At 38.0% G+C, this 26,234-nt stretch carries 28 protein-coding genes; 20 read left to right on the plus strand and 8 right to left on the minus strand.

Going from position 1 to position 26,234, the window contains the following annotated elements; genetic code table 11:
* Window positions 1-225 precede the first annotated feature (225 nt).
* Window positions 226-405 (plus strand): hypothetical protein, encoded by a 180-nt coding sequence (locus tag ACFX4E_RS15400; RefSeq protein WP_013082801.1) that lies wholly within the window; start codon window positions 226-228, stop codon window positions 403-405.
* Window positions 406-482: 77 nt separating this feature from the next.
* Window positions 483-803, plus strand: a complete 321-nt coding sequence (locus ACFX4E_RS15405) for a 2Fe-2S iron-sulfur cluster-binding protein (protein WP_034264498.1) — start codon at window positions 483-485, stop codon at window positions 801-803.
* A gap of 224 nt (window positions 804-1,027) precedes the next feature.
* On the opposite strand, the gene ACFX4E_RS15410 is transcribed toward ACFX4E_RS15405, so the two are convergent.
* A complete protein-coding gene (locus tag ACFX4E_RS15410) occupies window positions 1,028-1,594 on the minus strand; it encodes a peptidoglycan-binding domain-containing protein (protein WP_263034277.1) in 567 nt (188 codons plus the stop codon).
* A gap of 551 nt (window positions 1,595-2,145) precedes the next feature.
* Here ACFX4E_RS15410 and ACFX4E_RS15415 point away from each other — a divergent pair.
* Together ACFX4E_RS15415 and ACFX4E_RS15420 are read left to right on the plus strand one after the other, a co-directional pair.
* The gene (locus ACFX4E_RS15415; RefSeq protein ID WP_034275957.1) at window positions 2,146-3,138 is read left to right on the plus strand and encodes a YibE/F family protein; all 993 of its coding nucleotides are present in this window, start codon (window positions 2,146-2,148) and stop codon (window positions 3,136-3,138) included.
* The gene (locus tag ACFX4E_RS15420) at window positions 3,135-3,917 is read left to right on the plus strand and encodes a YibE/F family protein (RefSeq protein WP_028408842.1); all 783 of its coding nucleotides are present in this window, start codon (window positions 3,135-3,137) and stop codon (window positions 3,915-3,917) included. The genes ACFX4E_RS15415 and ACFX4E_RS15420 overlap by 4 nt, the downstream gene beginning before the upstream one ends.
* 167 nt (window positions 3,918-4,084) lie before the next feature.
* Here the strand turns inward: ACFX4E_RS15420 and ACFX4E_RS15425 are convergent, their stop codons facing one another.
* Both ACFX4E_RS15425 and ACFX4E_RS15430 read right to left on the minus strand, forming a co-directional pair.
* Window positions 4,085-4,786, minus strand: coding sequence for a hypothetical protein (locus ACFX4E_RS15425; RefSeq protein WP_028408841.1), 702 nt, complete (start codon window positions 4,784-4,786; stop codon window positions 4,085-4,087).
* Between the two features lie 72 nt (window positions 4,787-4,858).
* A complete protein-coding gene (locus ACFX4E_RS15430) occupies window positions 4,859-5,539 on the minus strand; it encodes a hypothetical protein (RefSeq protein ID WP_225049696.1) in 681 nt (226 codons plus the stop codon).
* 296 nt (window positions 5,540-5,835) lie between these two features.
* On the opposite strand from ACFX4E_RS15430, the gene ACFX4E_RS15435 reads away from it, so the two are divergent.
* From ACFX4E_RS15435 to ACFX4E_RS15450, 4 genes are all read left to right on the plus strand, one after another.
* The gene (locus ACFX4E_RS15435; protein WP_028408840.1) at window positions 5,836-6,186 is read left to right on the plus strand and encodes an ArsR/SmtB family transcription factor; all 351 of its coding nucleotides are present in this window, start codon (window positions 5,836-5,838) and stop codon (window positions 6,184-6,186) included.
* A 15-nt stretch (window positions 6,187-6,201) separates the two neighbouring features.
* Entirely contained in the window at window positions 6,202-7,500 is a 1,299-nt protein-coding gene (locus tag ACFX4E_RS15440; protein ID WP_377258692.1) for an arsenic transporter, read from the plus strand.
* Window positions 7,501-7,759: 259 nt separating this feature from the next.
* On the plus strand, window positions 7,760-9,913 hold the full coding sequence (locus tag ACFX4E_RS15445; protein ID WP_263034276.1) for a DNA topoisomerase III: 2,154 nt from the start codon (window positions 7,760-7,762) through the stop codon (window positions 9,911-9,913).
* A 113-nt stretch (window positions 9,914-10,026) separates the two neighbouring features.
* A complete protein-coding gene (locus ACFX4E_RS15450) occupies window positions 10,027-10,425 on the plus strand; it encodes a PaaI family thioesterase (protein ID WP_028408829.1) in 399 nt (132 codons plus the stop codon).
* A 4-nt stretch (window positions 10,426-10,429) separates the two neighbouring features.
* On the opposite strand, the gene ACFX4E_RS15455 is transcribed toward ACFX4E_RS15450, so the two are convergent.
* The gene (locus ACFX4E_RS15455; protein ID WP_263034275.1) at window positions 10,430-11,059 is read right to left on the minus strand and encodes an NUDIX hydrolase; all 630 of its coding nucleotides are present in this window, start codon (window positions 11,057-11,059) and stop codon (window positions 10,430-10,432) included.
* Window positions 11,060-11,196: 137 nt separating this feature from the next.
* Here ACFX4E_RS15455 and ACFX4E_RS15460 point away from each other — a divergent pair, with 137 nt between their 5' ends.
* Window positions 11,197-11,880: a DUF421 domain-containing protein gene (locus tag ACFX4E_RS15460; protein ID WP_263034274.1), complete on the plus strand. Its 684-nt coding sequence runs from the start codon at window positions 11,197-11,199 to the stop codon at window positions 11,878-11,880.
* Between the two features lie 146 nt (window positions 11,881-12,026).
* On the opposite strand, the gene ACFX4E_RS15465 is transcribed toward ACFX4E_RS15460, so the two are convergent.
* Window positions 12,027-13,544: an alpha/beta hydrolase gene (locus tag ACFX4E_RS15465; RefSeq protein ID WP_377238030.1), complete on the minus strand. Its 1,518-nt coding sequence runs from the start codon at window positions 13,542-13,544 to the stop codon at window positions 12,027-12,029.
* A gap of 291 nt (window positions 13,545-13,835) precedes the next feature.
* Between ACFX4E_RS15465 and ACFX4E_RS15470 the strand changes: the two genes are divergently transcribed.
* The 4 genes from ACFX4E_RS15470 to ACFX4E_RS15485 all read left to right on the plus strand — a co-directional run bounded on the left by ACFX4E_RS15470 (window position 13,836) and on the right by ACFX4E_RS15485 (window position 19,120).
* A complete protein-coding gene (locus ACFX4E_RS15470) occupies window positions 13,836-14,747 on the plus strand; it encodes an AEC family transporter (RefSeq protein ID WP_377258689.1) in 912 nt (303 codons plus the stop codon).
* A gap of 125 nt (window positions 14,748-14,872) precedes the next feature.
* Window positions 14,873-16,372 carry a glucose-6-phosphate dehydrogenase gene (gene zwf / locus ACFX4E_RS15475; RefSeq protein WP_263035838.1) on the plus strand — a complete coding sequence of 500 codons (1,500 nt, stop codon included), beginning with the start codon at window positions 14,873-14,875 and terminating at the stop codon, window positions 16,370-16,372.
* 148 nt (window positions 16,373-16,520) lie between these two features.
* The gene (locus ACFX4E_RS15480; protein WP_377238029.1) at window positions 16,521-17,576 is read left to right on the plus strand and encodes a tartrate dehydrogenase; all 1,056 of its coding nucleotides are present in this window, start codon (window positions 16,521-16,523) and stop codon (window positions 17,574-17,576) included.
* A 335-nt stretch (window positions 17,577-17,911) separates the two neighbouring features.
* Window positions 17,912-19,120: an MFS transporter gene (locus ACFX4E_RS15485; protein WP_028408824.1), complete on the plus strand. Its 1,209-nt coding sequence runs from the start codon at window positions 17,912-17,914 to the stop codon at window positions 19,118-19,120.
* 118 nt (window positions 19,121-19,238) lie between these two features.
* Here ACFX4E_RS15485 and ACFX4E_RS15490 read toward each other — a convergent pair whose 3' ends face one another.
* On the minus strand, window positions 19,239-19,562 hold the full coding sequence (locus tag ACFX4E_RS15490; protein WP_028408823.1) for a winged helix-turn-helix transcriptional regulator: 324 nt from the start codon (window positions 19,560-19,562) through the stop codon (window positions 19,239-19,241).
* A gap of 356 nt (window positions 19,563-19,918) precedes the next feature.
* Here ACFX4E_RS15490 and ACFX4E_RS15495 point away from each other — a divergent pair, with 356 nt between their 5' ends.
* The 3 genes from ACFX4E_RS15495 (at window position 19,919) to ACFX4E_RS15505 (ending at window position 23,068) form a co-directional block, all read left to right on the plus strand.
* Window positions 19,919-20,668: a GTP cyclohydrolase II gene (locus ACFX4E_RS15495; RefSeq protein WP_028408822.1), complete on the plus strand. Its 750-nt coding sequence runs from the start codon at window positions 19,919-19,921 to the stop codon at window positions 20,666-20,668.
* Window positions 20,665-21,756: a bifunctional diaminohydroxyphosphoribosylaminopyrimidine deaminase/5-amino-6-(5-phosphoribosylamino)uracil reductase RibD gene (gene ribD / locus ACFX4E_RS15500; RefSeq protein ID WP_060747433.1), complete on the plus strand. Its 1,092-nt coding sequence runs from the start codon at window positions 20,665-20,667 to the stop codon at window positions 21,754-21,756. Before ACFX4E_RS15495 ends, ribD begins: the two co-directional genes overlap by 4 nt.
* A gap of 436 nt (window positions 21,757-22,192) precedes the next feature.
* Window positions 22,193-23,068 (plus strand): helix-turn-helix domain-containing protein, encoded by an 876-nt coding sequence (locus ACFX4E_RS15505; RefSeq protein WP_014460489.1) that lies wholly within the window; start codon window positions 22,193-22,195, stop codon window positions 23,066-23,068.
* A 305-nt stretch (window positions 23,069-23,373) separates the two neighbouring features.
* On the opposite strand, the gene ACFX4E_RS15510 is transcribed toward ACFX4E_RS15505, so the two are convergent.
* Together ACFX4E_RS15510 and ACFX4E_RS15515 are read right to left on the minus strand one after the other, a co-directional pair.
* A complete protein-coding gene (locus ACFX4E_RS15510) occupies window positions 23,374-23,520 on the minus strand; it encodes a hypothetical protein (RefSeq protein WP_013056671.1) in 147 nt (48 codons plus the stop codon).
* Between the two features lie 12 nt (window positions 23,521-23,532).
* Complete coding sequence (locus ACFX4E_RS15515; RefSeq protein ID WP_013056672.1) at window positions 23,533-23,757, minus strand: DUF3892 domain-containing protein; 225 nt, start codon at window positions 23,755-23,757, stop codon at window positions 23,533-23,535.
* Between the two features lie 104 nt (window positions 23,758-23,861).
* Here ACFX4E_RS15515 and ACFX4E_RS15520 point away from each other — a divergent pair, with 104 nt between their 5' ends.
* The 4 genes from ACFX4E_RS15520 to ACFX4E_RS15535 all read left to right on the plus strand — a co-directional run bounded on the left by ACFX4E_RS15520 (window position 23,862) and on the right by ACFX4E_RS15535 (window position 26,162).
* Window positions 23,862-24,542, plus strand: coding sequence for a class I SAM-dependent methyltransferase (locus tag ACFX4E_RS15520; RefSeq protein ID WP_028408820.1), 681 nt, complete (start codon window positions 23,862-23,864; stop codon window positions 24,540-24,542).
* 65 nt (window positions 24,543-24,607) lie between these two features.
* Window positions 24,608-24,736 (plus strand): YuzL family protein, encoded by a 129-nt coding sequence (locus ACFX4E_RS15525; RefSeq protein ID WP_013056674.1) that lies wholly within the window; start codon window positions 24,608-24,610, stop codon window positions 24,734-24,736.
* 376 nt (window positions 24,737-25,112) lie between these two features.
* Complete coding sequence (locus tag ACFX4E_RS15530) at window positions 25,113-25,382, plus strand: CD3324 family protein (RefSeq protein WP_028408819.1); 270 nt, start codon at window positions 25,113-25,115, stop codon at window positions 25,380-25,382.
* A 135-nt stretch (window positions 25,383-25,517) separates the two neighbouring features.
* The gene (locus ACFX4E_RS15535) at window positions 25,518-26,162 is read left to right on the plus strand and encodes a FusB/FusC family EF-G-binding protein (RefSeq protein ID WP_098249909.1); all 645 of its coding nucleotides are present in this window, start codon (window positions 25,518-25,520) and stop codon (window positions 26,160-26,162) included.
* Window positions 26,163-26,234 lie beyond the last annotated feature (72 nt).

The following is a 26,234-nucleotide window of genomic DNA, read 5'->3' on the forward strand; positions in this document are numbered from 1 at the left end:
AAAAAGTCTAGTTTTTTGATCTGACGCTATTAAAAGGAGAAACAAGATGAATTGGTTTGTTTGAAACATATGATAGGGACTTGTTTTAAAACAGAATTAATTGTTGGTATAGCATGTTCTTAAAAAGGTTAAGATGGTTTTTATGAAGAAATTCTGTGTCTATTTTTGTGATTTCAGCAGAAGTAGATATGAACCGCACTATAAAAAATAGAAAGGCAGAGGAACATGAATCATAAAGAAAGTGAAAACAATACTGAGTTAAATCAAAGTCATTTGTTAAAGGAGCCTCAACGTATAGAATTATCTAAGTATCAAATTTTAAAAGCACTGATACCTGTTATTATACTTGGGATTGTCGTTTTAGTTGCCGTATTACAAAATGATGGTCTTCTTAATTGGATTTAGGCATGCAATAAAAAGAAACTGCATATAGTGTAATTCAAATCGCTTGTACACAGTAGTAGAGGGAAAGAGGGAGATATATGCCAAGAGTAACCGTTTTAGGATACGGAAGTTTTGAAGTGGCAAAAGGAAAAAAGCTTGTCTTGGCACTTGAAGACAACGGTATAAATATTCTTCATCGGTGCGGCGGGAAAGCCAAATGCACGACTTGCAGGGTAGAAGTGCTCGAAGGTGAATATTGTGATTTAACACACGCGGAGAAAAATGCATACTCAGAAAGTTCAATTGAAGATCACCTGCGCTTATCTTGCCAAATCCGTGTAAATGAAGATGTCACCGTTCGGCCAATACTAACGGTAGAAAGCTCAGGACGAGAAGCAGGACCTCGACCCGCAGAGTAGTCATGTAATTGCATAAAGCAGCGCGTGGAATGTTCACATGCTGCTTTTTGTATTTTTACCTAAAAAAATAACAAGAACAGCTGCGGGGAGAAAAAGCTGTTCTTGTTAAAGTAAAGTACCTACGGAATGATTCCTTTAAATTTTAGCATTCTGTAAGGCGAGAAGTAAATCACTCAAAAGAGTGATTATGAAGGCTTTTTTCGAACCGTTATTTGTAAATGGGTTTAATTGGATGCTTCAATCACATCTCCATTTTTGTAAATATGATACCACCCTATGGTGCCTGATCCGCCTTGATCCATCCAGTCTTTGTTTTTTGCTACGAATCTGTAGTAAGCTTTATCGTTGTTATCTTTCTGTAAGCGGTCGTCTGTACTGAAGACAATGTTGTCACCGAGTTCTTTTTTACCGAATGTAATAGCTGTGCTGACAGGAAATTGCTTTCTTTCTACCTTGTTCTCATCTAAAGCTGACCATGTTAAGGGGCCAACAATACCATCTGGAGACAAGCTGTGATCGGTTTGAAATTCTTTTACTACGTTTTGTGTTTGCGTACCGAAAATTCCATCAACTGATGTGTTATACTTCACATCTTTTAAGCTTTGCTGTAAGTCCTTTACGTAGCTAGCGTGAGAACCTTTACGAAGCGTAGGCCGTTTTTCTGCTTTAGTTTCAATTTTTTGTGAGTAGGTATCTTTAGCAGCTGCTTCAGTAGTTGGAGTGCTGAATGCTACGCATGTTGTTACAAGGGTGAGAGTAGAAAGCATGACAAGTGTTTTTTTCGTTAACATGAAATAACCTCCTTGTTTTTAGCAACTATTTGTCGCTTTTCATGAGTTTTATAACTAATCAGTAGCTATAAAGTCAATTTATTATAGCGCAAACAGTTTTCTATTTGCTTTTATATTCCTATGATTATATAAGATAGTCATAAAAAACTAGTGAAGTAGATAAATCGTTCTATGTTTTCACTATAATTTCACTTTTCTCTGATACAGTACGGAATGAAAAATAGCAGGTGGAGTGTCTTGCATGATCATAGTGTGTTTTGCTGTATAGCGCCCATAATAAATAAACGAATGAAAAGACTGCAAAGGGTCTTAGATCTCTTTGTAGTCTCTTCATGTTCAAGAGCTCTGCGTTCAAATAATAACCAGAAAGGAATTACGTGATGTCACCTCTGTATTCCCAGCATATAAGGAATCTTTTTTCGAAGCAAAAGTTTAATAAATTATCGCGTAAACAAATCTTTCTCTATATACTAGGAATTTGCTGTTTGTGTATAGCGCTAATAGTAACAAACCACAATTATTCGCTTTATAAAAAACCGATAGCGGAGGTAGTGAAGACGAATGTTGTAGAACAAAATAAATCTGCTGATTTAAATCACAACAAAGATACCGTATATTCTCAAAAAATTGTTGCTAAAATCATGAACGGAAAATATAAAGGGAAGCTTATCCATTTAGAGAATACGTACTCATACTCAGGTGCTTATGATCAAAAGTACACTGTCGGAACAGATCTTTTTGTCTCCTTAGAAAAGAATTCACAGCATGCTTTAAGCGGCACGATTGAAGGAGTGAAGCGGGACACGCAGGTTACCGCTGTCGCGGGCTTATTTATACTGATTTTGCTGGCGATTGGAAAAAAACAAGGTTTTTATTCAATCATTAGCTTATTTATTAATATTGTACTTTTAATCGGGGCCTTAAATGTATATCTAGCACTAGGGAATGTGAGCTTGCTAGCTGTATGTATTGTAGCTGTCGTTCTTTTTACAGTTATTTCTTTGTTATTAGTAAGCGGTAATAAAGAAAAAACGCATGTAGCGATTATTTCAACTTTAATAGGTACATTTGTTTCTCTTTTAATCGCGTATGGTGTCATGCAACTGACAGATTCTAATGGCCTTCATTATGAAGGAATGGAGTTTGTGACGATTCCTCCTCAAAAAATATTTATGAGTGAGGTATTAATAGGATCTTTAGGAGCTGTTATGGATGTAGCGATTACGATTACTTCTTCTGTCTATGAACTATATGAAAAGAATAAAGAGATAGCGCACAAAGATTTACTGAAATCGGGTAAGGAAATTGGCGGAGACATTATGGGAGCTATGACGAATATTTTATTTTTTTCGTATATAAGCGGAACAATCCCAATGGTTCTTCTTTATTTAAAAAATGGCTCTCCTTTAGGATATACGTTTTCGATGAATTTCTCCTTGGAGTTAATCCGTGCTCTTACTGGCAGTATTGGCATTGTTTTAACGATTCCAATTACACTCTATCTTTCGATTCTTTTTATTTTTAGGAAGGGGAACAGAAAGTGAACGTTTTACTATTGCTTGCTCTTATTTTATTTATTCTGATGAGTATTGTGGGCGGAAAAAAAGGAATTAGATCTTTCCTTGCTTTGTTCTTGAATTTTGGCGTTATTTTTCTAACCATTCTTTTTATGCTGTCTATAAAAAATACGATTGTTGTTACGTTGATAGCTTGTACAATCATTAGCTGCATTAATTTATTTTATATTAATAAATTCAATCATAAAACGCTTGCTGCGTTTGTTTCAACGATTATTACTTTAGCTGTTTTAGTGTTCTTTATTTTTATTGTTGAACATCATGCAATGATTCAAGGATTTGGAGAAGAACAGGAAGAAGAAATTAACGCTTTTTCACTTTATGTTGGAATTGATTTTGCTAAAATAGCCATTTGTACAATTATTATGGGTGCCATAGGAGCGATCATTGATATTTCGCTATCTATTTCGTCTTCTATGAATGAGTTATTTGTTCATGATCCGTCCGTAACTAAAAAAAATCTCTTCAATTCTGGTTTGAAAATCGGAAGAGATATTTTGGGCACCACAACCAATACACTGTATTTTGCCTTTGTAGGCGGGTATTTGACGTTAATTATCTGGTTTAAGAGATTGTCGTATTCGTTTGGAGACATTATCAATTCAAAAACCTTTTGTGCAGAAGTCATTTCTATTTTAAGCGGAGGCATTGGTGTAGCCATTATTATTCCGATTACTTCTTGGATTAGCGCTTCTATTTTCTTACAAAAAAGAGAAAAAGGGAAGCAGTACAAGGAAATAAAGTAGAGAAGCGTATGGACAAATAAAACAGAAAGTCATAAGAAACTGCCCCTCCGATGGTTAACCACTGGAGGGGCAGTTCAAATTAACCTCGGCCTATTTGTGGGATTTTGAGAGGAAACTAGGTGGAGGATGGGAGTTGTAATAGCATTAAGGATTACAATCTGTTTTTCTTACTGATAGATAATACGAAAAGGCCAAGAAGCAGAATTTACAGGAGAAGCAGCTTTTACAAGGACCGTCTCACCATTAGCTGGAAGCAGATTCTTAAAAACATAAATTCTACGTTCACCTCTTGGAGATCCACGTCCTCGAGAGGTCTTTTGAGGTATAATATTTCGTTCATTTTTTGGGTCAAGTATCCAGTGTACGTACCAAATCTGACGTAAAAATTGTCTATTTGTACTTTGCGAACGTTCATCAAATATACAGTGATTCACTTGGCCTGTCCAATATAGATATCGCCCGTTTCCTATATGCCATTCATCTCCTGCCAGATATCTGATTCCTACACATTCACCGGGGTAGATAATATCAGGGATGTTGTAATGACTTTCTCTTTGACAGCTAGGGTCACTATATTGTGTATAAGGCGTAATTTCTACTTTTTCTAACTGATTTTTTCTAAAATACAAATATTGCTGCGTGACTTGCCCTGTCGTTCGGTTTACGGCTCGGTGGCTAAGAAGAATACCATTATAAGTCTGTAACTTTGTGTTATCGATGCTTCTTGTAACCGTTAAGGTACCAGCATTTGAGCTTATGACGCCGCCTACTAATCTTCCATTATGAACACAGTACCCGTTTCTGCATGATGCACCGGCATTAGCTCGATATAGAACTCCTACGCATGTCCCACTATTAATTAAAGTCAATTATATTCACCTCGCATTCTAACTTGTTTTATAGAAACAGCTTTCGAAAGTGCTCTTCGGTTGAAATTCTTTCTATAGATCATCCGGGCCGTATCGATAGGAAGGCTGTGTTTGAATAAAGTAGCCATTTCGCACTTGAGCCACCCAGTTTTGAAATATTTCTCTCCATTCAACACGGTTAAAAAACTCATCAAGCGGTTTTGTAGAATCCCATTCAATAATAAAGAAAGGAACTACTGCTGGATTCCAAACGCCTATACTGTTGACACCTGATTCTTTGATAAGAAGTAAAGGCAGGCCTCGTTGGTAACCCATGCTCGGCTCTATTTGTAAAAACGGAGCACCTTCCCATGATGGTGGCGGAGGTGTACCGCCGGGAATATTCGTCATGGTATAATTGGCGAAGACTTGCTGCATATTCACCGCGATCAACCCATAGCTAGAAAGTATCATTCGGCGAACGCTTGTTATTGTTTTATTAGGATATTGCTCTGTATCAGGCAGTGTACGAGGGAAAAGAAGAGCACGTTCAATTTCATCAATTAAACGATTAAGAAATCTTGTTTGAGTAGTATTAAGCATAGAAGGGTGGCTGAGGAATACAGGGATTTTAAAAGCTCTGTCGGCTGTATTTTTCAAAGGGATTTTAGGAGAAGCAGAGGGGGATACTTTATTGTCTCTAAGAGAGTAAGGCTTGTCTACATAATATTTACCATCTTGCGGGTTATAATAGGAATAATGTTTTTCTATCATAATCACCCTTTCTTATTTTTCTCTATATTTTATGCAGATCGACAAAATAAGTATGTATGTTTGTCCAAGGACATTAGGAGCATTTTTACGAGAAAATATACCTATAGTATTATGTGCTAGATTTGGTTTAGATTAGTAGGGGAAAAAATAACTTCTTTAAATCCTTAGACAACTACTAAATCACTTTTAGTTTACTAAAAAATTGTAAAACATTTAGAAATCAATTATAGTAATGAGCATTAATACATAAGCACATTATTATCTATCAACTGAAAGGGAGTAGGAGGTATTCATTAATGCGCACAAAATCTATAGATAGTATTGAAAAGGCAGCCCAAATCTTAAAATTATTGGGAGATAAAACAAGGCTTTCGATGGTGAAATTAATAGAGAACAATGAATGCTGTGTGTGTGAGTTCGTAGATATCTATCAAGCTAGCCAACCTTCAATTAGTCAGCATTTACGAAAATTAAGAGATGCTGAACTTGTGAAGGAAAGAAGAAAAGGGCAATGGGTTTTTTATTCTCTTAATAAAGAAAGTCAGTACTATGAGTTTGTTCTGGGCATACTTGAATCTGTACCAAGTCAGGACGAACGTTTAAAAGAGCTGGAAAAACAAGGACTGCGTATTAGTTGTTGTGAATAATTGGAGGTTTAAAAAGTGGCATCAGTTGTACTAGCATCATTGATTTTTTTAGTAACATTAATTTTTGTTATTTGGCAGCCGAAAAATTTATCAATCGGCTGGTCGGCTTGCGGGGGAGCTATGCTTGCTTTACTGGCAGGCGTTGTTGATTTTCAAGACGTTCTTGAGGTAACCAGCATTGTGTGGAATGCGACTCTTACGTTTATTGCTATTATTATTATTTCTTTAATTTTAGATGAAATTGGTTTCTTTGAATGGGCAGCGCTTCATATGGCTAGAGCCGCAGGAGGGAATGGCGTGCGTATGTTTGTTTACGTGTCTCTTCTTGGAGCCGTTGTAGCAGCGCTATTTGCTAATGACGGAGCAGCGTTGATTTTAACACCCATTGTACTAGCCATGGTTCGGGCATTAAAGTTCGACGATAAAATGGTTTTTCCGTTTATTATCGCAAGTGGATTTATTGCAGATACAACGTCACTGCCCCTTGTTGTTAGTAACTTAGTAAATATCGTATCAGCCGACTTCTTTGGTATTAGCTTTTCTGAATTTGCATCACGCATGATTGTTCCAGATTTGGTTTCTCTGTTTGCAAGTATTATGGTCTTATATCTGTATTTCCGCAAAAGGATTCCTAAGAAATACAATGTAGCAGATTTGCAGAAGCCAGTGGATGCCATCAAAGATGAAAAGATGTTTAGGTTATCCGGAATTGTCTTAGTTTTGTTAGTGCTAGGCTATTTAGTTGGAGAATTCTTTAGCGTCCCTGTTTCGATTATTGCAGGTATTATTGCTATTCTGTTTTTGGTGATGGCCAAAAAAAGCCGAGCGGTTCATACAAAAAAAGTGTTACAGGGAGCTCCATGGGCGATTGTCTTTTTCTCTATCGGCATGTATGTTGTTGTATACGGCTTGCGTAATGCTGGTTTAACAGAAATTCTGGCTGATGTGATCCAAGCAACGGCTAGTCATGGACTGTTTGCAGCAACAATTGGTATGGGATTCACTGCCGCTATTCTTTCATCGATTATGAACAATATGCCAACCGTTATGATTGATGCACTAGCAATCGCTGCAACACACGCAGCTGGAACAATCAAGGAAGCGTTGATTTATGCAAACGTTATTGGATCGGATTTAGGTCCGAAAATTACCCCGATTGGTTCTTTAGCGACGCTTTTATGGCTTCATGTTCTTTCAACAAAAGGCGTGAAAATTTCATGGGGAACGTATCTTAAAACGGGTATTATCTTAACGATTCCGACATTGTTTATTACGCTTGTTGGTTTGTATGTTTGGTTATTGATTATTTCATAACACGTCCAGATTTGTTTTAGTCGATATGATAATGGCTGTTGCCAGAAAAATTCAGATATGTATCAAAGCTGTAGAAAATGATCTACAGCTTTTTTATTGAAAAGCTATAACGGACAGCGACACGTTTTTTAAATGAGGTAGGTATCTCTCATCTAAACTACTTTTCTCCTCATTCATACTCCAACAGCTCTTTCTATGATAAAATAATAAAACTGACTAAGTTTCACATGGAAATTTGAAATGTAAGGTGATTAAATACATGAAGTTAATTATTGCAGAAAAGCCGGATCAAGGATCGACTCTAGCTTCACAGTTTAAGCCGAAGCGTCACGACGGCTATTTAGAGATTCCACCGAATGAAGTATTTACAGACGGAGCGTATGTGACGTGGGCAGTGGGGCATTTATGTCAGCTTGTAAGTCCGGAAGATTATAAGCCGGAGTGGAAAAAGTGGTCAATTGACACGCTGCCGATGATTCCAGACCGCTTTCAATATGAAGTGACGCGCTCAAAAGCTAAGCAGTTTCAAGTGGTAAAAAAACTGCTTAAAAAGCCGACGGTCACAGAAATTATTCACGCGGGAGATGCGGGGCGTGAAGGAGAATTGATTGTTCGTAATATCATTCAGCTCTCAGGTGTGCATAAGCCGATGAAGCGATTGTGGATTTCTTCTTTAACGCCAAAGGCCATTTATGATGGGTTTCAACAGTTAAAAGACGAAAGCGATACGCGTAACCTTTATTATGAAGCATATACAAGAGCATGTGCGGATTGGGTCGTTGGGATGAATGCTTCACGGGTGTATAGCATTTTGTTAAAAAAGCACGGCATGTCAGATGTTTTTTCAGCGGGGCGCGTGCAGACGCCAACGCTTGCTTTGATCGTAAAGCGTGAAAAGGAAATTGATAACTTTAAATCAGAGCCTTTTTGGGAAGTGCTTGCTAAGTTTGATATTGAAGGAAAGAAGTATGAAGGCAAATGGCATCAAGACGGAGAGTCGCGTCTTAAAGAAAAAGAAATGGCGTATAAAATTGCTCAGTTTTGCGAAGGAAAAGACGCGGAAGTTCATGAACTCGTAACGGAGCGAAAAGAGTTCCAGCCGCCTTTATTATTTAACTTATCATCACTTCAAGCAACGGCGAATAAAGCGTTTAAGTTTTCTCCTAAAAAGACGCTTGATGTGCTGCAAGGGCTGTATCAGAAAGGAATTGTTTCTTATCCAAGATCAGACTCAAACTACGTAACAGAAGGAGAAGCCGAAACGTTTCCTGAGATTTTAGAAAAGCTGAGTGTTTTTTCTGAATACGAACATTTATTTCCGCTTCCTTACTCTTCAGTCCTGGGAAATAAACGCTATGTAAATGCAAAAAAAGTAAGCGATCACTATGCGATTATTCCAACGGAACAAGTGAAGGACCCTAGCAAACTGTCAGGAGACGAACAGAAAATTTACGACTTAGTCGTAAGACGTCTAATTGCGGCACACTATGAAAAAGCGATTTTCGACTATACAACGATTACCACACTCGTGGAAAAGCGGGCAGCTTTTATTTCAAAAGGAAAGCAGCAAATCCAAGAAGGCTGGCGTAAAGTAATTTTTCAAAACGAGAAAGACGACGACGTTATTCTTCCGAATGTTCAAGAAGGCGAAGAAGGAAAAGTTATTAAAGTAGACGTAAAAGAAGGTAAAACACAGCCTCCAAAACGCTACACAGAAGGTCAGTTGATTACACTGATGAAGACAGCTGGCAAGCATTTGGATAATGACGAGCTGGAGAAGATTTTAGCAAAATCAGAAGGGTTAGGGACTGAAGCTACGCGTGCGGGAATCATTACAATGCTTAAAGACCGTAAATATATTGATGTGAAAAAAAACCAAGTGTTTGCGACTGATAAAGGAAAGGTATTGATTGACGCGATTGGCGATAAAATTTTAGCTTCACCAGAAATGACGGCTAAGTGGGAGCAGCGTCTAGCTGAAATTGGAGAAGGAACAGCATCGGCCGCTGCTTTTATGGAACAAACAAAAAAGCTGTCAGCTAAAATTATCGAAGACGCTGTCGAAGCAGAAAGTAAGTGGAACTTCAGCGGATACGACACTGAATCCATTCAGCGAAAAGGCAAGGGCAAAGGTAAAAGCTTTTCTTCTAAATCGTTTGGTTCGTGTAGGCTTTGCGATGGAAAAGTAGTGGATAAAGGCTCATTTTACGGATGCTCAAACTATACAAAAACAAAATGCACGTTTACCGTATCGAAAAAGATTTTAGGTAAAACAGTTACGCAGGCTAATTTAAAAAAACTGTTGAGCGAAGGACAGACAGATTTGATTGAAGGTTTTAAAAAAGGCGATAAGACCTTTAACGCTAAGCTAGAATGGAAAGAAAACAAAGTGCAGTTTTTATTTGAAAAATAGAGGGATAAAAAGCGTTTGCTAAAGAGCAGGCGCTTTTTGCATGCAAAGAAACAGGATTTCTCCAGCTTTTCTAGAAGTTCTTACATAGCTTATTTATGCAAAGGATGAGATTGATGAAACGAACGAGTAAAGGGATGATTCCGTTTTGGGATTATATTGGCATTGAAGAAGCGCTGCTTGATAAAGGATATGCGGAGTTAAAAATCACGATTCAGCCGCAGCTTCTGCAAGGAAGAGGAACGGTTCATGGAGGCGTTATTGCTACGCTTATCGACGCGGCGGTTGGTTCAGCTGTGCGGTCTTCTCTTTCTGAAGAGGAAAGTGCCAGTACAGTTGAATTAAAAGTAAATTACACAAGGCCGGGTATAGGTGATTATTTAGTTGCTAAATCCACACTGTCTCATCGCGGCAAAACGCTGGCTGTTGGAGAAGTGAAAATTGAAGACAGCAGCGGCAAGCTTGTTGCGCTTGGCAGTGCAACATATATGATTTTTTCAGCAGAAAAAGCTTAGGATTCTAAGCTTTTTCTGCTGAATGCAGCTGCTGGCTAATGAATGAAATAATCGTTTCATAGTAAGCTTTGGGATGAGGAGCAAATTCACTTTTGTGTGCTATACGGTGAATAGGCTCTTTTTTATTCGTTATCCCTTCAACGGTCAGTTCTGTTTGATTTCCAAGCCACAGTTCGCAAAAGTGAGAAAAAGGCGCTTTTACAAATCCTGATACTTCTTCTTGCTGCAACGTAAACGCACTAAGAGGGTGAGAGCTGTAGTATAAAAATACATGTGCAAATTCTTTGTCAATATAGTGCGGCTGAGCTACTTCGTATTTAAAGACATCTAAAGGAAGCAATTCATCAAACGAAATGTTGACGCCGAGCTCTTCTTGAATTTCTCTTACTCCATTTTGAACGGTTTCTGTATGAAGCAAATGTCCGGCAACTGTGATATCAAGCGCACCAGGATAATCTTGTTTTTGTTCGCTGCGAATTTGAAAATAAATATAGTCTGTATCATTTTCATGGCTGACAAACCAGCAGTGAAACGCTTCGTGCCAATAGCCCTTTTCATGAACTTCTTTGCGAGACGCTGTTCCTATGCGCTGCTGTTGGTCGTTAAATACGGTTAGCACTTCATCATTCATCATAAAACCCCCATTTGTTTCCTACTTCTACTCTAACCTGCCTTGAAAGGTATGTAAATAATGGAAGATGAAAATCTGCTTTGATCCATATAAATATGCACAAAATAAAAAATACATCAATTTTAGTAAAGAAGGTGCATATGGTGAATCATTGGATGGAAGTAGTACTTCGTTCAGTGCTGATTTTACTTGGTTTGTTTTTTATTACAAAGCTGTTGGGCAAAAAACAGTTATCCAAACTTTCTTTTTTTGAATATATCGTTGGCATTACAATTGGAGATATTGCAGGAACAATTTCAATGGATGTAGATTTACAGGCAAGTCACGGGGTAGTCGCGATTTTAGTGTGGGCATCGTTTCTTATTTTTGTATCAAACGTATCGTTAAAAAGCATAAGCTTTCGAAAAGCGGTGGAAGGGACGACAACAATCCTCATTAAAGAAGGAAAAATTCTTGAGGAAAATGTAAAAAAAGAAAAATATACAGTAGATGAGCTCATGGAGCAGCTTCGTAAAAAAGACATCTTTTATGTGAAAGACGTAGCTTTTGCGATGCTTGAAACCAACGGCGAATTAAGCGTGCTGTTAAAAAAAGAAAAGCAAAACGTTACGAGAGAAGATCTATTAATAAAAGGAGAGGCGACACGATTACCCCAAACGATTATCATGGACGGAAATATAATGAAAGAAGCCGTTCATGAGCTAGGGTATAGCGTAGCATGGGTTAAAGAACAGCTCAAAAAGAAAGGTGCTGCAGTCGATAAGGTATTTTTAGGTCAAGCAGACTCAGCAGGTCATTTGTATCTTGATTATTATGAAGACTGAGGATGGGACAAAAGCATTTTCCCCTAAGTGAAAAACGAACCACTAATCAACATGTTTGATTAGTGGTTCGTTCCTTCTAGCAGTCCAGCTCATTTATGCCTCATTTATTCGCCTTTAGGTTGGATTCGTTTAGTTATGTCTCAACCTTAGCGAGGATCTACTTCTTGCCCAGATTTTATGTCGATTACTTTAAGGTTATTTTGAGGTGCTTTAATATCTTTACTTGCAGGCGCTGCTTTTTTATTTTCCACCCAGTCTACTAACAAATCAAAAGATTGATGTGCATATGGAAGCAGAGGCTGAAGCTCTTGATTTGGATCCGTTTGTTTATTCCATACTAAGCTGTCAACGTGATTTCCGTTTTTAACGGTATAAAGACGATGAAGGTTTGCCTTGCCAGCTTTTTTAACGAGCTTTTCATAGCCTTCCGCGTGAATAGACGGGAAGATAAGTGAATCGAGAGAGCCGGCCATACTGATAAGAGGTACATCGATATCACCCGTATTTTCTACTTTTGCTACATTTTCTTTTACACTTTTTGGACGGGTTTGATAGCGATAATTTTCAAAGATATAATCCCATGAGCGATCACGTAGACCTGCTAAAGTAAAGTTTAAATAGTTGTGCCAGTTTGTTCTTCCTGGAGCAGTTGGATCAAAGTGATCACGGTAAATGTTTAATGTGACCGCCCAGTACACTTGATCATGATAATTCCACAATTTTTCTGATCCTTTCGGAAGACCTGCTTTGTACATTTGTTTCATGGCTTTTTTCTGTTCTTTGCCCGTTCCGTACAGCGCTTCTTCTGCGTTGTTGACAACAGGTGTTAGTGAGCTAATTAAATTTGGCGCTTTTGAACTCCATAATACGCCTTCCCAATCGACGCCTCCATCAAATAAACGAGGCTCTTTTGTTTGTTTTGGATCATCGTGTTCAAGTGCGTATCTGACAACGTATCCACCGTTTGAAATGCCAATTGCATAAGTTGGTACTTTATGATTGTTTCGAATCAAATCGCTTGCAGGGTTTTTTCGATTGGACGGGTTGATTAGCTTATCCGAATAATGAGTAGTTAAGTATTGCTGGGCAGCTTTTGTCAGCTGACGATAGCGCATATTCCATTCTGCTACGCTGTCGTCATCGTTAGCGAGTGCATTTTTTACTTTAGCAAAAGGATCGTTAGGGTCACTTTCTCCTTGCGTTCCTTTATCGGTGGCTGCAAATGCATAGCCCTTTTTAAGAACGTAATCGCTGAATAATAAATCGGTGGACGTTTCGTTGCGCGTGGCAGGAATGCCGGCTACCACAAGTTTTCCGTTCCAGTTATCAGGAACACGGATGACGAACTGAGCGTCTTCAAAAATTCCGTTCACTTGCGTTCCTTTGACCTCAGCTGGCTGATTGATTCGATACCAGCCCGATCCATCTTCAGGTTTTCCCCAGTTATAAGGAGTAAGCCCAATATTGCCATAGAGCGTGGCCTGCTGATATTGAGCGGGGTTTTTAGTCGTCAGCCAATTCCCGTTCGCTCCGTCAAAATAGGTTTCTGCCGACTGATCAGCATTTGGGATTACATCTGTGTTGTTAGAAGCTTCAGCAAGAGATCCTGAAGCTGAAAAACAAAGAGCAGCAGAAAAAGTAAGCGCTATCATTTTTCGTTTCACATTTCTTCCTCCTCATAAAAATACTCATACCTTTTAAGTAAATTCCATAAAAAAGAAAAATGTCCTGTTTTAAAATTAGTTTGGAGGAAAGTTTTTTCATTTGTTTCTAAGCTGTTTTTGTCTAACAAACAGGTAAAGTGCATCCAATTCTCTAGTTTCTTTTTAGGCTGCTTATATTATAATGAAACAAGGATTAAAAAAGACAGGGTAAAACAATCGATTAAATAAGTATAAAAGATATGAAGAACGTTTCTATAAAACGTTTATCTTAGAGGGCAAGGGAGTAGGTCTATGAGCAGCTTTAACAGCCAGTTTTTGTATTCTGTTACAATCATTCTATTAGGATACATACTAAAACGAACAAACCTCCTTCAGCAAAAAGACGGGGAAGCTTTAGCCAGAATTATTTTTAATATTACAATGCCTTGCTTGATTATTGTCACATTCAGCAGCATTAAAATTGATGGATCGCTTATCTTACTATTAGTTATTGGAATTGTCTATGGCTTATTGTTAGCTACGGTAGGAATTTTTGTTTTTCGAAAAGATGAGCGAAAAGTGAAAGGCATGCTGACGATGATGATTCCAGGGTTTAATATTGGAATGTTTGCTTATCCGTTAGTAGAAGGCATTTGGGGAAAAGAAGGGCTTAAATACTTTGGTATGTTTGATGTCGGAAATGCTTTTGTTATTTTTGTTTTATGCTATGTAATTGGCAGCTACTATTCAGGAGATGATATTGACATTGAATTTAAAAAGATTTTATACAAAGTATTAAAATCAATGCCGCTTCTTACCTATGTAATCATTTGTCTTCTTGCGATTATAGGCATTCATTTACCATCATACGTATTAGACGTTTCAGGCATTATCTCGAAAGCGAATATGCCGCTTTCTCTTTTGCTTTTAGGCGTATATTTAAATTTCTCGTTCCAAAAAAGCTACTTGAAAAAAATTATTATGTTTTTAAGTATCCGCTACGTAATCGGACTCGGCGTAGGAATTGCGCTGTTTTTCCTGCTTCCATTTGAAGATATGTTCCGGTATACAATCTTAGTTTGCTTCATTCTACCGGTAGCGGGGTCAGTTTTACCTTACGCAGTAGAATTCAAATACGATCAAAAATTTGTCGGCACCGTGTCAAATATGACCATTTTGCTAAGCTTTTTGCTGCTGTGGGGAATGACAAACATTTTAATGTAAATAACTGAGGACGCTCGCACTTGTGAGCGTCCTTTTTGATGAAAAAAGGATATTCCCAAATAAACAGAGGTAAGCTAGGAGAAGAGAAAATCCATCATACATACAACCTGACGGGAGGAAAAAAAGTGGAGTCCTTAACTTTTGTTTTATTTGGCGCAACGGGTGATTTAGCAAAAAGAAAAATCTTTCCTGCTCTTTATAATTTATTTACAGACAAAAAGCTCCCTGATGCTATTTCTATTATTGGATCGGGGTACGAGCAGATGTCTCATGAGGATTTTAAAGAGCGCGTAAAGCAATCTGTAAACGATTTTTCGAGACGGAAAATGGAAAGTAATGAGGAAGATTTTTTGTCTCTGTTTCATTATCAAGCAGTAGATGCAAGCAAAATAGAAGATTACAAACAGCTATTAAAGGTTGTGAATGAGCAAGAAACAACTCATGGAAGTAAAGGAAATCGTTTGTTTTATTTGTCCGTAGCACCCGAATATTTCGATGTAATTGCTTTGCATATAAAAAAAAGCGGCTTAGATCAAACTGGAGGCTGGAAGCGTCTAATGATTGAAAAGCCGTTTGGACATGATCTTGTTTCAGCAAGAGAGCTTAATGAGAAGCTAAGCAGCACGTTTAAAGAAGAAGAAATTTATCGAATTGATCATTATTTAGGTAAACCGATGGTGCAAAATTTAGAAGCGCTTGAATTTACGAACCCTGTGCTGCAATCATTGTGGAATAACAAACACATTGCGAACGTACAAATTACGGCAAGTGAAACAGTCGGTGTTGAAAATCGTGCAGGGTATTATGATCATACGGGGGCCATACGCGACATGATTCAAAATCACATGCTGCAGGTTCTCATGATGACAGCTATGCATCTTCCAAAACGAATTTGCTCAGAAAACATTTTAGAAGAAAAGCAAAAAGTAATGCAGTCACTGAGGAAAATTCAAGCGGAAGAAGTAGCTCGCGATGTTGTACGAGGGCAATACGGAAGCGGAGAAATCGATCACAAATCTGTTAGAGGATACAAAGAAGAGCCTGGCGTAGAAGCAGACTCTAAAAATGATACGTTTGTGGCAGCACGTTTATGGATCGATAATCCATTTTGGAAAGGCGTTCCTTTTTATATTCGAACGGGCAAACGAATGAAAGAAAAATCAACTCGTATCGTCGTAGAGTTTAAAGATTCTTTAAAAGGTCTGTATGAAACTCCTTATGACAAAGTAGCACCAAACTTATTTATTATTGAAATTAGTCCAAGTGAAAACGTCGCTTTGCAGCTTAACAGCAAAAATCCATTAAAAAATGGTGTTATTGAGCCGGTTCGTATTACGTTTTCACGAGAAGAAGAAAGTGTGCCAGAAGCATATGAACGAATTATTTACGACGCATTAATCGGGGACTCCACATTTTTTGCCCATTGGAAAGAAGTAGAGCTGTCTTGGCAATGGGTGCAGCCTGTATTAGATGCATTTGAAGCTGACATGCTGCCTCTTTATGAATATCCATCCGGCTCACAAGGTCCTGAAGAAGCACAAAAATTAGTTGCACAAGAAGGCTTTAGATGGTGGCTCGATGACGATGAACATGGAGAAGCACCTGGAGTGTTTTTACCGATTTAATAAAGACATCTCTTTCAGGGGTGTCTTTTTCATACTTTGTATATTCTGAATTTTCTTGAGGCTCTTATGTTCCCTGCGTATAATCAAAAGAGTAGATGCATGAAGTATTGTGTAGAGATTAATATAAAAAGACGCAGGGGGATTTTTGATGAAAACGTTAAAAATAGCGAACATACCAGGAGATGGAGTAGGAAAAGAAGTTGTGCCGGAGGCGGTTAGAGTCCTTCGTACGATTGCAGATCTTCACGGGGGATTAAAATTTGAATTTACAGAATTTCCTTGGAGCTGTGATTATTACTTGAAGTACGGACATGTGATGCCGGAAGATGGGCTAAAGCAGCTTCAAGACTTTGACGGAATTTTTTTAGGAGCCGTAGGAAATTTAAATCTTGTGCCAGATCACGTTTCGCTATGGGGTCTGCTCATTAAGATTCGTCGAGAATTTCAGCAGGTAATTAATATTCGTCCAGCCAAGAGGTTAAAAGGCATTGCATCTCCACTAATGAACCCAAAAGATTTTGATTTAATTGTTGTTCGTGAAAATAGTGAAGGAGAATACAGTGAAGTAGGAGGCCGGATTTATCAAGGAGAAGATCAAATTTCTATTCAAAATGCGGTTTTTTCTCGAAAAGGAACAGAACGAGCGATGCGCTACGCATTTGAATTAGCTTCTAAAAGAAAAGCGAAAGTTACAAGCGCAACGAAGTCAAATGGAATTGTTCATTCCATGCCGTTTTGGGACGAAGTGTTTCAAGATGTTGCAAAGAGTTATCCTCATATTGAAACAGACTCACAGCACATCGATGCGCTGGCGGCTTTTTTCGTTACAAATCCAAGTCGTTTTGATGTAATTGTGGCAAGTAATTTATTTGGAGATATTTTAACAGATATCGGAGCTGCTATTATGGGAAGTATTGGCGTTGCTCCTGCTGCAAATATTAATGTGAACGGAAAATATCCTTCGATGTTTGAACCGGTGCACGGGTCTGCTCCTGATATTGTCGGAAAAGGCATTGCAAACCCAATCGGACAGATTTGGACGGCTAAAATGATGTTGGATCATTTCGGTGAACAAGAATTAGGCAGTCATTTGTTAGAGGTTATTGAACAAGTGACGGAATCGGGCATCATTACACCAGATGTGGGAGGCAGCGCAACTACTAGTGAAGTAACGGATCAAATTATTTCTCATTTAAAGAAGTGAAGGTTCTAAAAGAGGCTAGGACAAAAGAATATTAGACGAAGTGAAAAACGAACCATTGATCAAAGTGTTTGAATCATGGTTTGTTTTTTTGTGGTAAACGTAGGTTTCATGTGTGTAGATCTTTCTAGCGGTTGATTGGAGGGCAAGGCGAAGACTCCTGCGGGGAAATTGAAGTCTTGCCCGGAAATCAAAATCGATAAATACATGTTGACACTTACATATATGAACCCTATAATAGTTTGAGTTGAGATAATTCGTATACATATTATTTCTAGACTATGATTTAGTTTGTTTTAATAAATAGATACGAATAAACAAATAAAAGGAGGAAAATCATGCAGAAATCGAAATTATGGACAAAAGATTTTTTAGCGGTCTCATTGACCAGCTTTTTTGTTTTTGTCATTTTTTATATGTTAACTGTCACATTGCCGCTGTTTGCAACAGATGAACTTCATGCAAGTAAACAAAGCCTAGGGTTAATTGTGACAATTTTTTTAGTGTCCGGTATTGTGTTCAGACCGCTAGCCGGTAAGTGGATGACAACATTAGGACAAAAGAAAGTGCTATTGATAGGTGTCTTTATCTTTTTAATTGGTTCTATTTTATATATGAATATTCACTCATTATCTGCGCTGCTGCTGCTGCGTGTGCTTCATGGTATTGGTTTTGGAATGAGCACAACTGCTACAGGAGCAATCGTTGCAAATGTAATCCCAGAACAGAGAAAAGGCGAAGGGATGGGGTACTATGCGACGTTCATGAACTTAGCGATGGTAGTAGGTCCGTTTGTAGGCTTAACGTTAACAAATACTTTGAGTCATACAGCGGTTTTTACCGTTGCGGTTGTATCTTCTGTTTTAGCAGTATTATGCAGTCTAGTACTTCGTGTACCTGAGGTGCAAGCTTCTTCTGCAACAAATGAAATACAGCCAGCTAAAGGTCTTGCGGCGTTTTTTGAATACCGTTCGCTGCCTATTTCTGTTGCTGGCCTTGTGGTAGCTTTTTCATATGCAAGTGTTATTTCGTTTGTGTCTATTTATGCAAAAGAAATGGGCTTTACGCAAGCTTCAAGCTTTTTCTTTGTTGTATACGCGGTGTGCTTATTAGCTTCTAGACCTTTTACTGGAAAATGGTTTGATCAATACGGAGAAAACAGCGTGGTATATCCGTCCATTTTATCTTTAGCCATCGGTATCTTTTTGCTTAGCCAAGCGACGACAAGCTGGGTGTTTTTATTAGCTGGAGCATTGATTGGATTAGGCTTTGGAACGATTACATCAAGTTTTCAATCCATTGCTGTAAAAAAAGCTTCTCCTCATCGCCGAGGTGTCGCCACAGCTACGTTTTTTGTGTTTTTTGACTCTGGAATGGGTTTAGGGTCCTTTTTATTAGGCATTTTATCCACGGCAGCCGGGTATAAAGGAATGTATGTATTCTGTTCTGTTGTTGCTCTTTTAGCTATAGCAGTATACCTTGTATTGCACGGCCGAAAAAGCCAGAAACAGCGCATTATTTCTCAAAATGAATCATTAGGAAAATAACATAAATAAAAAAAGGCGTGCTCAAGGGGAGCATGCCTTTTTTATTTATAGAGCTCTAAAGAAAACGGCTGTGAGCATATCGATATAGAAGCCCTCCTGATTTTTTTAGAGATTTCTTTTATTCCACTTCTTCTTTTGTAATCCACTCACTGGACCATGTCTGAATTTCCTGAATTACCGGCGCTAGTGCTAATCCTTTGTTGGATAATGAATACTCGATTCGAACTGGAGTTTCCGGAATAACCGTACGAATGACGATTCCTTCATGCTCTAGTTCTTTTAAGCGCTCGGATAAGAGCCTTCCGCTTACTGGAAGTGCTTCTTGCATTTGAGAAAACCGCTGTGATCCGGAAAGCAGCTGAAAAATGATCAAACTCGTCCAACGTTTCGTTAGTATAGTAACAGCCTTTTCAAAACGCGGGCAGAGTGCTAAACCGTCCATGTTATTACCTCCATTCTCTTCCTATATTATAAAACAAAGTCAGCATTTTATCTAGTGTTGTGTAATTTAATTACTTAAAGAATATAAATTACTTTACGTTTTTACGTTTTGATTATATAATTTATATAATTAAGGAAGTTAATTACTAAAAGTAACAAATAGAGCATAAAAGCTTTACAAGATAAATTTATCGTCATATAATACTTTAAGCAAGTAAAGTTACTTACTTTTAGTAAGCTGATACATCAATTAAAAAAGATAAATGTAGTGAAGTGCTAGAAAAAATAGTTGTTCATGTGAGAGATTGAGCAAAATGTGAAAATAGTAGATAAGTGAAAGACACATCAGAGGAGGAAATGACTGTGATTAACGAAAAAGTTGTTTCAATTTTAAAAGATAAAATTAACGTAGTAAAAAATGATGATCATTTTATTTATATAGTAGGACCTATCACGCTTCCTGTGAATCTAGATGGTGAGACACAAGTATTTAGTTGGTATTCATGGCTGCGTTCTGATAATGTAAAAGAAGGATCTTTAAGTACGGAAGAGCTTATTGAAAAAATGCAAGGAGCTAATTTAGCTGACATGCAGCAATCGAGTGTTCTTGTGTACGGAGATTTTCAAGAATCGCATGAGGCACTCATTCGTATGCACAGTATCTGCCATACGGGAGATATATTCGGAAGCAAACGCTGCGACTGCGGTTTTCAATTAAAACAATCGATGAAAATGATCGTCGAAAATGGAAGCGGAGCGCTATTTTATTTAGCAAATCATGAAGGACGCGGTATTGGCCTATTCAGCAAAGCAATGGCATACGTTCTTCAAGAAAACGGATTTGATACGGTAGAAGCGAATGAAGGGTTAGGATTTGAAGATGATACTCGCAGCTATAGTGATGCCATCAGCGTGTTAAAAGTGCTGCGCCAAAAACCGGTTACGCTGATTACCAATAATCCGAAAAAGCTAATCGCGCTTGAGAAAAACGGCGCACTTTTATCAGGGCGCGTTCCACTTTGGGGAGATGTATCTCAGTTTAATGAAAAGTATTTAGATACTAAAGTTAAACGTTCAGGACACTTAAAAGAGGAGGTTCTTCTTTGATCAATCACGAATTTTATATGAATATAGCTTTACAAAACGCAAAAGCAACAAAAGGACAAACAGAGCCAAATCCGCTTGTAGGATCGGTCATTGTAAACGATAATCGAATCGTTGGAATTGGGACGCATTTAAAAGCTGGCGAACCGCACGCTGAAATTCACGCGCTGCGAATGGCTGGCGAACAAGCAAAAGGGGCAACTGCTTACGTAACGCTAGAGCCTTGTTCACACCACGGACGTACAGGTCCTTGTGCTGAAGCGCTAGTTGAAGCCGGTGTAAAAAAAGTGATCATAGCAACTTTAGACCCCAATCCTTTAGTAGCAGGTAATGGAGTTAAAATTTTAGAAAACGCAGGCATTGAGGTCATAACAGGTGTATGTGAAGAAGAGTCACGTCAAATGAATGAGGTCTTCAATAAGTATATTGTAACGAAGAAGCCGTTTGTTTCATTAAAGTCAGCGATTACGTTAGACGGTAAAATAGCAACTGCTTCTTCTCACAGCAAGTGGATTACGTCTGAGGAAGCTCGTTTGGATGTACATCAGCTGCGTCATGAAACAGCGGGTATCTTAGTAGGGGTGAATACGGTCATTAAGGACAACCCAGAGCTGACAACTCGCATTGAAGGCGGCCGCAGTCCAATTCGTATTGTGATGGATTCAAAGCTGCGCATGCCGCTTGAATCTAAGCTAGCAACGGATTCTTTAGCTCCAACGTGGGTATTTGCAAGTCAGGGCTATTCAAAAGAAAAAAAAGAACAGCTCGAAAAGCAAGGCGTCGAAGTATTTGTTACAAGCGGTGAGGACAAAGTAAATCTTGAAGACATGCTTTCTATACTAGGTGAGAAATTTGTGTCGTCTCTTTTAATTGAAGGAGGGGGCGAAGTGAATGCCGCATTCGTGGAAAATCGTTTAATTGATAAATTGGTGCTGTATATGGCTCCAAAGCTTTCAGGAGGAAAAGAAGCTCCTACTTTCCTAGAAGGAAAAGGCGTAGAGAAAATGTGGGACGCAGTGGACGTGGAGCGTCTTTCTGTGACGTCAATCGGCAAAGACTTTAAATTTGTTGGATATCCTGTTTATAAATAAAAATGTGAATGAGAATGGAACAAAAATATGTTAGTTGAAGGAAGATCCGAACGATTTATCGTTCGGATTTTTTGCTGTTATGGTGAACAGAGGTTTCATGGATGCAGATGCTTTTAGCGGTTGATTGGAGGGCGAAGCGAAGTCTTGCACGAAAATCAACGGCGGTGTGACAAGTAGTCCAGATTATTTATCCTATTTGTTCGTCTTTAGATTGGATTGATGTAGTTATGTCTCAATCACGTTTTTTTTATGGGATTTTTTAGAGAAGAGGAATCATACACTATTTTACTCTTATAGATTAATTTGCTATTATAGGGAATGGTCAATTTCGAAACATCGTATAAATTTTTAACGTGTTTACAGTTGACTATCTAAATAAAAGCACTATATGTTTATAGAGAGAATATATTATGTGAAAGTAAGGGTGAGAAAAGAGATGAGAGAGTATAGAATTGGGAGTGTTATGAGAGACCTTCGCAAAATGGCAGGGTTGACACAACAAGAATTATCAAGAGACATTTGTACACAAGCGCAAATCAGCAAAATTGAAAACGGTGAAGAATATCCATCAAGCATTACCCTCTATAAAATTTCTAAGCGCCTTGGCGTAGATGTTAACTACTTTTTTGATAGTGTAGAATCACCTCGACTTGATTACGTAGATGCGGTTCAATCGTTAATTCGTCAATATATTCGTCAGAGAGATTATGATGCTATTCATAATATCATTGTAAAAGAAAAAGAAAGTCCTCTGTTTCAAAACCCGCTGAACAAGCAATTTTTAATGTGGCACGAAGGGATTTGCGTGTATTATATTCATCACAACAAAGAAGATGCGCTGTCTAAAATGTACCAAGCGATCGAGCTTACTAAGCAATCGGCAACGTTTTATAAAGAAAGAGAAATTGAAATTTTAAATAGCATTGGGATTATTCTTTATGAAGAGAAAGAGTATGAACAGGCTCTAGATACATATCAAACAGCACTCAAAAGCTTAAATGAGCTGCCCCAAACAAAAGACGAAAATATAAAAATTAGAATTTTAAATGCACTTGCCAAAACGCTTGGAGATATGAGTAACTATGATGAATCATTAATATATAGCAATCGAGGAATCGATTTGTGCATTAGTAACGAATCAATGTATTTATTTGGAGAACTTCATTACCAAGCAGGAGAGAGCTTAATTAAATTAGGTAAAATTGAACAAGGTAAAGAATATATGGAAAAGTCTATGACCATTTTCACCCTGCAACGAAATGAGCGATTCGTCAAGCTAGTAGAAAAAGAACTTGAAGCTCTATTTGTTTAAAATATTCCTATCATTATAATTTTTGAGAAATTTCTATCAAAATGGAGAAAATCCATGGTTTTAAGGCGATAAATGCTGATAGAAAGGAATTCATCTACTTTTATCCTGTGATACACTAGAGTCAAATCAAAGAAAGAGGAGGAAATAATTATGAAAAAAGTATTAGTCGGTATGGCATTAGCATTTACATTAGTAGCAGGTGTTGCTTCAGTTGGAACAAGCGTAGCAACAGGAGATTTTTCAACATTAGGTCTTCCTAGCCAACATTAATAAGAAAAAGCCGTGCTTCTTAGCACGGCTTTTTCTTATTGTGTTTTACTTGACTGATCTTTGTTGCGTTTGTTTCCTTTTGAATTATCCCCGCTTGAAATTTCTTCACCCATTTCAACAAGATGGTGCTGCGTTTTTGGGTTACTTTGATTAGCGCTTCCTTTGTTATTCTTTTTAGTCATCTTCATTCTCCTTTAAAACGATGGCAATGCATCGAGATTATTTGTTTTGTCATGGTCAGGAATGCTGCGAATATACGTACCGCCGTCTTTCCCTACAAAGGTACTCACATGCTCAACGTCCCCGGCTTCTACTTTCTTTAACGCTTCTTCATAGGTTAAAACGTCTCCTGAAGCCGTTTGGAATTCTAAGAGGTCGCCGTCTGCATTTTTACGTACTGCAACGAAACGTTCTTTCATACAAATAAACACCTTCCTTTACATCTATATGGTTGCTGAAATAGTCGTTTTTATTCATTATAAAAAGTGATAAGGTAAAGAAAAGAGTGCAAAGGGGATAAAAAATGACAACATTTAATTGGCATGATCAAGCTCAAGACGAATGGAATCAAAAAGTCTCATTTTGGAATAGCCGAAGTGAAGAGATGTGGAAAAACGGAAGTCGGAAAACAGTGATTCCATTTATTCAAAAACATCTTAAATCAGGTGGTATAGTGGCAGACGTGGGCTGCGGTGATGGGTTTGGAACGTCTCTTCTAGCTGCTTCTGGATATAAAGCAGTCGGTCTTGATTTATCGGAAGAAATGATTCAAAAAGCATCCCAGCTGCATAAAAGTGAAAATTTGTCGTTCGCTCAAGCTGATATTATGCAGCTTCCGCTGTCTTCTGAATCAGTAGAAGGGGTTATGGTAATCAACGCCCTAGAATGGACGGAGCACCCGCGATTAGCTTTGAAGGAATTGCACCGAGTTGTAAAAACAGGAGGATATGCATGTGTAGGTATTCTTGGACCAACTGCTCAGCCTCGTACCAATAGTTTTCAAAGACTATATGGTGAAGACGTTATTTGCAATACGATGATGCCGTGGGAGTTTGAACAGCTTGCAAAAGAAAATGGATGGGAAGTAATCGATGGCGAAGGTGTATATAAGCGAAATGTTCCAGATAAGCTGATTGGACAGCTCCCAAATGAATTAAAGCAAGCCTTAACGTTTCTATGGCTATTTATGCTTAAGAAACAATAAAATCAGCACACCTCTCCTTATATGTAGCTGTACAAAGGGTACACTACAAACTGGAGGTGAGTGACATGAGTAAAATTAAAAAAGACCGCTCAAAATCAGAGCTGGGTTCACCAAATGTAGAAGGACAAGGGACGACCACTTCTGAACAAGGTGTTCAAAGCAGTTCAGCTAACAAAAAGCAGAAGCGTTCATAACAAAAATAAAACGAACTTGCAGGGAGAACAACGAGCTCTCTGCAAGTTCGTTTTATTTTTGGTGTCAGCTTTATAAATAAGAAGGTGTTGTGTGCAAGAATATAGATAGCTTATAATAAAATTTGAGCCAATAATTGTAATTTTCTACAAGCTTGGTTTACAGTCGATGTAAAGTGGAGGTGTAATAAATGGTAAATAAAAGATGTTTACCGGATACTGCAGCGTCTCATGCAAAGCCTGATATTAGAAAGGCGATACTTTGCATGGGGTGGACGGTTTAGTAATAGAACATCGCCTAACCGCGCATATCTCATTTCTAATATATACGGCTTTGCCCCTTATTGTATAAGCAAAACCACATAAGGAGCTGGCAGAAATGACGTATGTAAAAGCAACAAATATTTTACCTGAAGAGCTGATTAGTGAAATTCAAAAATACATTCAAGGAGAAACCATTTATATTCCAAAGCCGCAGAAGGCAAAAAGAAAATGGGGAACTTGCTCTGGTGGAAGAAAGTTGATTGACGAGCGAAACGAACGGATTAGGAATTTGTTTGAAAAAGGAACTTCAATTGAGGAACTAGCCCGTGAATACTTTTTATCAACCGAAACCATCAAAAAAATTGTATATAAAAAGCAACGGTAGAAATCAAGCGCTGGCAACTGAATGCCCGCGCTTTTTTAGGTATAGTTTATTTCTGATTTATTTTTTACATTTCGTAAAAGGAATCCGTACTGTAAAGTAAAAAGTAGCTGATTAAATGAAGAAGGAGTGAAGAACGTGGAAGCGTTTATAAGAAATGATCAATATAATTTTATCAAAAGCCAAACGCAAATCCTTATCAATGGGCATGGAACAGTAAACAATTCCGATGTGCTGCAGGCTTTAAAAGCTCTTGCAAAAGAAAAAGTATTAAATGTGTTTGATGTGCTTAGCGAGGAACAAGAAGAAGTGCTGCTGTCAGTTGCTGAAGTTAGAAATAAAGAGCAAGCAGAGGTGTTTTTAGAAACGATAAAGCCTTACGTGATTCCATTTAAATCTTTTACGGAAGCTGGCGTGAAAAAGCTATTTCCAAAAGTGAAAAAGTTAAAAGTTCCGTCTGCTGACAGCATTGATCTAACGAGCATTTCCTATGTCAGCTGGATCGATAAAGGCTCAAACAGAAAGTTTATCGTAGCGCAGGATCCGGATACCCAGAAGTTAAAAGGTATTCAAGGAACGTTTAAACCTATCAATCAGAAGGGAATATGCACGCTTTGCCACAGCTACGAGGAAGTCGGTATGTTCACTGCTGAAATCAAAGGAACTGTTCAAGGGACATTTACACAACGAGGAAATTATATTTGTCAAGATAGCGAAGCATGTAATCAAAATTTGCTTACCTTAGAGCGGCTTCATGATTTTATGTTAAGGCTTAGTAAATAACATGCGCCTAATAAGAAGAATACAAAAAGAGAAGGTTCAGCCTCTATACTTTTGGTGAGACTGAGCCTTCTT

It is taken from the genome of Priestia sp. YIM B13491, from assembly GCF_042787605.1.
GTDB classification, from domain to species: Bacteria; Bacillota; Bacilli; order Bacillales; family Bacillaceae_H; genus Priestia; species Priestia megaterium_E.